1 protein-coding gene is annotated in these 9,831 nt (G+C 44.1%); it reads left to right on the top strand.

The features are described from left to right. Positions 1–1,873: 1,873 nt before the first annotated feature. The coding region (locus VC182_RS04535; RefSeq protein WP_323484630.1) for a filamentous hemagglutinin N-terminal domain-containing protein at positions 1,874–9,831 on the top strand (7,958 nt) is incomplete at its 3' end.

The raw sequence follows: 9,831 nt of genomic DNA, 5'->3' as shown, positions 1-9,831 counted from the left end.
CTCGGCTTGCTTGAGGATGCCCATGATTTGGCTATCGGTAAAACGGGAGGTTTTCATAGAATTTCCTTTAAATCAAACAACTTAGAAATTCTACTTTTAAGTCAGGTTAAGGGGTGGGGGTATTACCAAACGACAGGTCAAATCTTAAAAAATAATCCTATCAATTAAGCGATATTTCAGATCCCACATCAGAGAATAGGCATTCAAAAAAAAGAACAATCACGCATTAAACACCACCTATTTTTTGTAAATAGTTGGAATCAATGTTGGGTAAAAATGAGGCGAAATTCATCCCGCATTTTTCAAAATCAAGCTATTCACCCACCCTAAAAAAGTCCTCAAAAGAAGCAAAAAACGGAAGATATTTTTCTAGATTTACAGCATCATTTTCTCTTAATTAAAGTAAATATAAGCGCAAATACAAAGGCAAAAAAAGGAACAAAAAAGAGCAAAAGAGAGAGAAAAATCAGCAAAAAAACTTCGCTATGAGACTAGAAAAGTCTCTCAATATTTTCAAAAGTGAGCTCAAAAATACGGTCAATTTGAAGCGCAATAAATTGAAATTCATCAACACAAAACACAGATTTTTTTCACGTAAAAAATTATTTATTGATGACATCTTTTTGAAAAAAGAAGAGAGAAATTTCAGCAAAATCTAGACATAAAAAAGACAAAAAAATGTTCAAAATTGCGTCCAAAAAAGTCAAAAAAAGAACTCAAAAAAAGTCAAAAAAAGTGCTCAAAATTAGGTCAAAAAAAACGACAAAAAAAGGTCAAAAATGACTCAAAAAAAAGAGCAAAAATTGGTCCAATTTCAGAGGGTAATTTGAGTTCAAATACGATGAATTTTTTTTCTCTTTTGAGAAGATAAAAAATATATTATTTGTTTTTTTTCGAAGTATCTTTGCCAATTTTTTTCTTCAAATTTGCAGCGCTAAAGAGACTCAAATTTGCTCAAAATTCACAGCGATTTTTTTGTAAAAAAGTAGGTAAAAATTCTAAAAAAATGGAGTAAAAAACTGCCTTAAATGAGACCTTTTTTTGCCCAAAAACCCTCTTTTTGGTGCGGTAAAAATGAACTTTTTTGTACCCTTAATCAAGGTAATTTTCTCAAATTTAGGCCTTAATAAAGTGGCCCTAAGCGTTCAACTCTAACTAATGTTGTTTTTTTGAATCCAAGCAAACCATATAAACACGGACTTAGCGTGGGATTGCACTTTTTTGGTGTATTAATTAGCCTTATGGATATTATCTATATAGCTAGGTAAGGTATGATTCTGGAATGTATTAATTCACAAGCTGCTGTTTTTAATCAGTTATTTATTTTTAATTTTTGATGAATTTAAAGCAAATTTTCTTCCGCATTTTTAGTGTGCTCCAGCAGGTGACGGAGACGTGCGAAAACGCGCCTAGAAAATTGCCCCTTATCAGCCAGTTTCTGAAACTCTTTCATACATTTCCAAACGCAATTCAAATTCGTATTCTAAAAATTTGCGACTTAGAAAATTCAAATAATTCTAAAAATTTCAGAACAATTTTTAGCGGGTTTATTTCTCAATTTTTGCAAAGTAAATTCTCAGAAAAAAATACTCAAAAAACAGCCCTCAATTTTCCAGAATTTTTTACACGCTCTTTTTCCAAAACATGTTCAAAAATTAGTACCACTTTTTCACAAACTCTGGGTGCGATTTTTTCCACTCTTTTCTCAGTTTCAATTTCCATTTTTGAGATCTGCAAAAAACAAATTTTTTCTATCGCTGATAAATTTTTCTCCAGTAAATTTTCTACTAGACAACTAACTACTTTTTTAGCAGCTTCAATTTTTACTTTTGCACTTGTTCCAGCGAACGCTCAAAAAGTAAATCCGGCTGCATTGCCAACTGGTGGAAAAGTGATCGCCGGTGCTGCAAATATTACGCAATCTGGTTTGGTGATGAACATTAACCAGACTTCTCAAAAAGCGGTTGTTAATTGGGATAGTTTTAATGTGGGCTCACAAGCTACTGTGAACTTCAATCAGCCCAATGCAAACTCGGTGACATTGAATCAAGTTACTGGAGCAACTCGTTCGGTAATCAATGGCGCTATTAATGCCAACGGCACTGTGATTTTGCAAAATCCAAATGGCGTATCTTTTGGCAAGGGTGCTGAGGTTAATGCTGGAGCAGTCGTTGCTAGTACCATGCAAATTAATGCCCAAGATTTTATGGATGGCAAAAATACTTATACCGGCAACGGTACTGGCAAGATTGTTAATAAGGGCAAAATTACTGCCACTGGTGCAGATGGCTATATCGCTCTCTTAGCACCTGAGGTTCAAAATCAGGGTTACCTCATCGCAGTTAAGGGCGGTGCGAACAACACGATCGCGATTGCTTCTGGTAAGACAGTGAGCTTATCTTTCAGTGGCAACCAGTTAATCTCCGTTTCTGTGGATGAAGGCGTCTATAACGCTTTGGTCAGCAATAAGCGTGTTGTTGAGGTTAACGGTGGTTACATCGTTATTGCTGCAGGTGCAGCAAATCAATTGATGGCCTCCACGATTAAAAACACTGGTCGCATTTCTGCTTCTGCGATGGTTGACAACGGCGGCGTGATTGAGTTGGTTGCTTCTAAGGTGACTCAAGCTGGAACAGTTTCTGCTAACGGTGGTGTCCAGGTTGCGGATAATTCTGTCCCAGCTAGCCAAGCCACCCCAGTTGCTCCAGTAGTAACGAATTCTGCTGCGAACGGTGGTCAGGTGAACATTGTTGGCAATAGCATCACTTTAGGTGCTAATTCCAAAACGACCGCTTTTGGTGCAGCCAACGGTGGCCAAGTAAATGTCGGTACCTCAGGCGTGACTTCAACCCTGAATGCTGACGGTAGCCGTTCAAATGTTGCAGCTGCAAACTTAGCCCAAACTGTTGAAGTTGGTCAGGGTGCAGTAGTTGATACCTCTTCTATTAATCGTGGTAACGGTGGCCAAATCCGTATTTGGTCTTCAATTCAGACCACCATTGCGGGTGCCTTGAAGTCAGTCGGCGGTATTTTGGGTGGTAATGGCGGGGTGATCGATACCAGTTCTACTGGTCTAGTGAGCATTTTGCAGACTGCCTCGATCAATGTTTCAGCTACTTTAGGTATGGTTGGCAGCTGGTTTATCGATGCCAATTCGATCAATATTGATTCCGGCACAGCTGCTGTGGTATCCAATACATTGGCAAATGGCAACGTTTTCTTGAACTCGAAGCAAAACTTGACCGTGGCTAGCAATGCTGTAATCGCACCAAATTCGAGCAATGCAACCATTCTGTCACTGACTTCAGCTGGAATCTTGACTAACAATGGCGCGATAAATGCTACCCAAAATGGTGCATTGCTACTCAGCGCAAGCACGATTGACCTCAGTGCAAACAGCTCAGTGAGCGCAAATCAGGTCACTGCAGTTGCTCAGGCAATCGATATTTATGGCTCAGTTACAGGATCCGGTAGCAACGCTATCCTCAAATTACTGGGCAATGTCATCATGGTTGCCGGCAGAATTTCTGTAAATAGCTACTCTGCTGGAAGCTCAACTGGCACGAATACCTCAAGCAGCAGTACAAATAATGCCAATTCCAAGAAAGAGGAAGACGCTGGCACGATCATTATTACGGCTCAAAATAGCCTAAGCACTACCAATACCGCAACCATTACTGCAGATGCAAATGCCCAAAATGCTGGTCAAGTGAACTTGACAGTAGCCAATGGGGTAGCCAATTTAGCCGGATTAGTCAGTGCAAGTAGCGTTTCTGGAATAGCCGGAACGATCACAGTTGCTGCTAATGATGTGAATTCGAGTGGCAGTTTCTTGGCCAACGGCACGACCGGCGGCTCCATTTATGTAACCTCAACTAGCGGAAATACATCCCTAAGTGGCACCTATTCTGCTAGCGGAAGCTCGGGTAAGGGGGGTAATTTCAGTGCCCAATCTGCCCAAGATTTGATCCTCGTTGGCACCATAGCTGCTAACGGAACTGATGGCGGAGTGATCTATTTGGCTGCCAATGGGGGCAGTATTATCCTCACCAATTCAGTGCAAGCCAATGGAAATTTAGGAGCAGGGGGCAATTTAGTCTTAACTGCTGCGAACGATATTCAGGTCAATAACACCACAATTACTGCTAATGGTTTCCAAGACGGTGGCTTTATTAAGATCACTACCCAGTCTGGTGATGTCAATTTAGACGGTATTATTGTGCAAACAAACGGTAGTAATGGCCGTGGAGGAACTATTGGAATCTCCGGTACCAATGCCACCAATATCTCCGGCAGCAACATTTTCTCAACCGGCTATACCCAAGGTGGCACGATACTAATCGGCAATGACGCTAAAAACGCTTCATTGCCGTTTTCTATTTATACGGGCATCGATGAGACAACAACAATCAATGCTAGCCAACAAAGCGCAACAGGTTTAGGTGGTTTTATTGAGACTTCAGGACATACCCTAAATACGCTTGCAGCAATAAAAGCGGGTAGTGGAGGTCAGTGGTTGTTAGACCCTCAAGCAATAAATATAACAACTTCTAGCACACCTTCGAGTTCTCAACTTAATGTATCTGGCACAACCTATTCTTCTTCTGGAACTAGATCTAATTTATATGTAACAACGCTTACTAATGCTCTAAACGCTGGAACATCAACTATTACTGTTACTACCACGAGTAATGGAGCTGGTACTGACACTATTACTGTACAAACGCCAATTACTTGGACAACAGGTGCTACCCTAAATCTAACGACTAATAGCAGTAGCGGCCAGATTATTGTGAACTCGAGTTCTGCGATTTCAGGTGGATCAAGCTCGACATTGAATTTAACAGCAAACACAATTACACTGAATTCAAGTGTTTCAGCAGGGACTGTTTCTCTTATTGCTTCAAGCGGGACTGCAGTTGCTCTTACAGTTGCATCCACAATGACGTTACCTACGGCTAATAGCTTTACAGGAACTACCTCTATTAGTAGTGGCGCTATCCTAACAGTCGCTAACTCAACTGCTTTGGGTAGCTCAGCAGTTACTGTAAGTAGCGGTGGCACTTTAGCTCTTTCTGGTGGTATTAGTATGAGCAATGCCTTAAGCTTAGTTGGCACTGGAGTGAGCTCAGCTGGCGCATTAGCCAATACGAGCGGTAACAATACTGCTTCTGGTGCCATTACCTTGGCAGGAAATACTTCTATTAATAGCGCTTCAGGTTCACTCACGTTGAGTAACACGATTGCTGATGGATCTAATGCTTACAACCTCATTATTAATGGTGGCAGTCAAACTGGTACGGTAATTTTAGGCGGTACTAATACCTATAACGGAACCACCACCGTCTCAAGTGGAACGCTGAGCGTCACCAACGCTGCTGCTATTAATACCGGTAGTGCTCTTACTGTTAATGGTGGTACTTTAGACATTAATGGCGTCACTTTAAACACGTTAACTGCAACGCCTTCAATTCGTGGGGCGGGATCAACTGGTTTGGGCGCTATTACAGGAACCGGCACTTCGGCTTACTCTGGATCGCTTACATTCGCAGCGGCAACCAGCATTGGCGGCGCGGGCACTTTGACTTTAAGTGGCTCTATTGGCGGTGCTTTTGCTTTAACTAAATTAGGTGCTGGAACGCTGATCTTAGCGGGGAGCAATTCTTATAGTGGGACCACAATTAGTGCGGGTAATTTACAAATTAGTAGCGATGGTAACTTAGGCACGGTTCCCGGTAGCTCCGCTACGAACATTACCCTCAGTGGCGGTGAACTACTCATATCTGGTCAAATTGCGGCAGTTACCATCAATGCCAAGCGAAATATTCTTTTAAGTACGGGTGGTGGTGAAATCGACAATGGCAACGCTAGCTATAGCGCTACTATTGCCGGCATTATTTCTGGAACCACTGCGTTAAAGGTTGGTACGGACAATATCGGTACCGTTGTACTCTCTGGTGCGAATACTTATTCAGGTGGAACGACGATTAGTAATGGCGCTCTCTATATTAGTAGTGACGGTAATTTAGGAACAGCACCTGCCTCAGCAGCTACTAATATCACCCTGAGTAATCAAGGCGAGCTCCTCATCACGGGTCAGAGTGGTGCAGTCACTATTGGCGCCACTCGTAGCATTTTGATTGGAACGGGTGGTGGTGAGATCGATAACGGAAATGCTACTTATACCGCCACGATTGCCGGAGCAATTACGGGATCAGGAGCTTCATTAATGCTTGGTAGTGATAACAAAGGGATACTAGCTCTCTCCTCTACATCGAATGCCATTACAAATGTGACCGTTAATTCAGGGACTTTACGTCTAGCCTCATCAGCAACAACCACTTTGGGTACAGGCGCAAACCTAAACTTAAATGGCTCAGCTATTTTTGATATTGGTGCCTCTGTAACGAGCGTGGCACTTGGTACTCTAACTATGACGAGTATTGGTGTTAATAGTCCATCGATTACCAATACCGGTATAGTAAGTAGCTTATCTGTCAGTGGACTTAGTACTCTAGTCGGCTCAATTGCCACTAATGGTGCACAAATTTACAACGGCATCGTCACTATGCCTAGTGATCTAACTATCACAACCAATAATCAAAATATTAATTTTAATGCCGCGGTTGAAGGAGGAGGTCCTTTAGTTATTAATAATGGCACTGGTACCGTTACCTTTGGCAGTACGGTTGGCGCTAATACAGCTTTAGCTAGCCTTGCAATTACTGGAATTGGTAGCACCACTACTTTAAATGGCAACGTCACCACTGTTGGTAGCCAAAGTTACAGCGGTAATGTCATTCTCAATACCAGTGTGGCAATGAATACCACTAACGGCGCAGTTACGATTACTGGTAGTGTTACACCAGGCACGATTACGTCAACTAGCTCCGGAGTACTGACTTTTGAAACAGGCGGTAATTATTTATTTAATGGCACTGCCTATACGGCCACAGCTGTTGCTGGATCAGGATCTCAACCTGCTGGAGTAACTGTGACCTATTCTGCAGGTGCTTATAGCTGGACACCTACCTCCACTGGTACTGCATCAATATTGGTTGTTGGTGGCGGCGGTGCAGGCGGTTCCTCAAGTTCAGCTTCAGCTGGCGGCGGTGGCGGTGGCGGTGGTGTGGTTTCATACGCAAGCTACGCTATTACGTCTGGAACTGCTATTGTGATTGCGGTTGGTGTTGGTGGTACCCCAATCGCATCAGGTTCGAGCGCTACCAATGGTAGTGGTGGCGATTCGATGTTTGGAACCCTCATGGCCTATGGCGGTGGTGGTGGAGCACAACTTGGTTCAGCAGCGAATGTAGGTAGCGGCAGCACAATCGGAAGTGGTGGTGGTGGAGCCGGTGCTGGCAGCAACACTAGCGGGGGCTCTAGCGGTACAGGTGGTTCGGGTTCAGGCGCAACTATATCTACTGGTGGTGCTGGTGGTGCTGGACTTTCAAGTAGTTCGGTTTATTACGGCGGCGGAGGCGGCGGCTCTGGGGCTTCTGCAGGGTCTGCTGCCTCGGGCACAAGTGCCGGCAATGGTGGCAATGGATTAGCTAGCACCATCACTGGCCCAACGGTCTTTTATGGCAGTGGTGGCGGCGGTGGTGTAACTGGTTGCTCATCTTCAACTGCTTGTTCGACCGGATCGGGTGGCAGCGGCAGCGGAGGGATTGCTTCTGGTTCAAATGCTGGGGCAGGTTCAGCAGGCGTTAATAATTTAGGCGGTGGCGGTGGTGGTGCAGGCGGAGGCAGTTATTTAGGTGGAGCGGGCGGCTCAGGCGTTGTCATTGTCTCAAGCAACTTTACTTCTAGCTCTACTATAAATGCTAGCTTGACTATCAATACTGGTTCTGGAGCAGTGTCATTGCAGGGGATGAGCAGCTTAAATACCCTGAATGTCGCTAGCTCTACTGGTATTACTTTAGGTGGAAATATTTCAACTATAGGACTGCAAACCTATACTGGCCCAGTAGTTGTCGGCGGCAATGTCACTCTGACTTCCTCTGGTCTGTCTTCAACACCAACTACTTTCTACTATTCACCAACGGCTCAGACTTTTACTGTGCTTGGTACTTCAGCTACCATTACTTTAGTAGGTGCTGCTGGTGGAGCTGGGGGAAATGATTGTGCCCAAACTTGCGCAAATTATCAAAGCGCCCTTACCACTAATAACTACACCGGTCTTGGTACAGGACCCTCTGCGAGCTATACCTTTACGCTAGACAATCTTTTACCTGGAACTGTTCTGACGATTGCGCCAGGTAGCGGCGGTATAAACGGTATACAAAGTGCCGCCGGTCAAGGAGTGAGTTTTTCAGGTGGACCTTCAGGAGGCGCAGGTGGCACTAATGCCCTTGGCTTAGGTAATGGTGGTACTGGCGGTACTGCTGGAACTGCTGGTTATTCTGGCGGTGGTGGTGGTGGTGGCGCTGCTTCCGTTATCCAAGTGGGATCCTCTTCGTTTGTGATTTATGCCGGAGGCGCAGGCGGTGGCGGTGGCGGTAGCCATTATGGTGTTGCAAACAGTACTACGCCTGGTCAACCTAACGGTGCCGTCCCATCTGCAAACGTTGCCAGCTCTGGCAGCATTATTCCAACTGCATCTAATGGTGCAAATGGGATATCTCCAGCAGCACAAGACGGAGGTGGAAGTGGCGGCGGCGGTGGTGGTATGGTTGGTGGTGCCGCTTATCCTGGTGCCGTGAACCTTGAGGCTGTTGGTCTTGGCGGTGATGCTGGTTCAACTGGTTATTCAGCACTCCCATCTGGAGTTATTATTTCAGGTGTAGTGGGTACAACAACCTTGGCAAACAGTGCTAATGGTTATGCAACCGTAACCACATCTGTTGCTAGTGGAATTAAATTTACTAGTACCGTTGATGGTGCAAATAGTTTAACTTTGAGCGCCCCTAACGGCACGATTACTTTTGGTGGTGCTGTTGGTGGGATAACTAAACTTACATCCCTTTCTGCTGCGGCACCTACGATTACTTTCTCTGCGGCGGCCGGCTCAAATACTGTTCTTACTACCGGCGCACAAACTTATAGCGGCGCTGTTACCCAAACTACCGCAAGTTCCGATCTGGTATTAAACGCTGGAAATACCGGTAGCGCTGGATCAGGTGGTGTATTTACATTAAGTAGTGGTTCGATTACCAATAGCAACGGCAATATCATTATTGTTGGTAATCAGATCGTTAATAGCGTTGGCTCCGCTGCTTTAGTAGTTGGTACTGGTAAGTACTGGCAGATTTGGAGCACTAATGCCAGTCCATTTATTGGCGGAACTGCTGACATTACTGGTGGTCTAAATAATGCTTATGTTCAATATAAGGCTACCTATGGCTCTACAGCAGTACAAACAACTACTGTTGGCAATGGTTTCTTATATACATTGGCGCCAACTATTGTTGATACATTAAGCGGCACCATTACAAAAGTCTACGATGGTACGACCACTGCAACAATTCCTATAGGTAATTACAGCGTACCCACTGGCCAAGTTAATGGTGATCTAGTTACCATTAGCGGTAAACTCACTACTGGTACTTATGCCTCTCCTTCTGGGAATGTAACTACAAGCAACGTGGCTGTTTCAGTTGCAAGTAATCCAACTTTAGCCACTGCAACAACCAGTACAGCTAGTGGAAGTAAACCAGTATATGGATATGGATTTACATTTAACAATTCATTGACGGGAAGCATTACCAAAGCCCCATTAGGCATTGCGCTAGCGGCCACTTATAACGGCACTACGACTTACACTTCTGGCATTACTACTTCTGGCTTGGTCAATGGTCAAACCATTACTGGTGTGACCATTAATCAGTT

Origin of the sequence: Polynucleobacter sp. AP-Nickl1-40-C4 (assembly GCF_035012665.1) — a bacterium.
GTDB lineage: Bacteria > Pseudomonadota > Gammaproteobacteria > Burkholderiales > Burkholderiaceae > Polynucleobacter.
The sequence above is the reverse complement of the archived record's forward strand: the minus strand, read 5'-3'. Positions and strand labels throughout refer to the sequence as shown.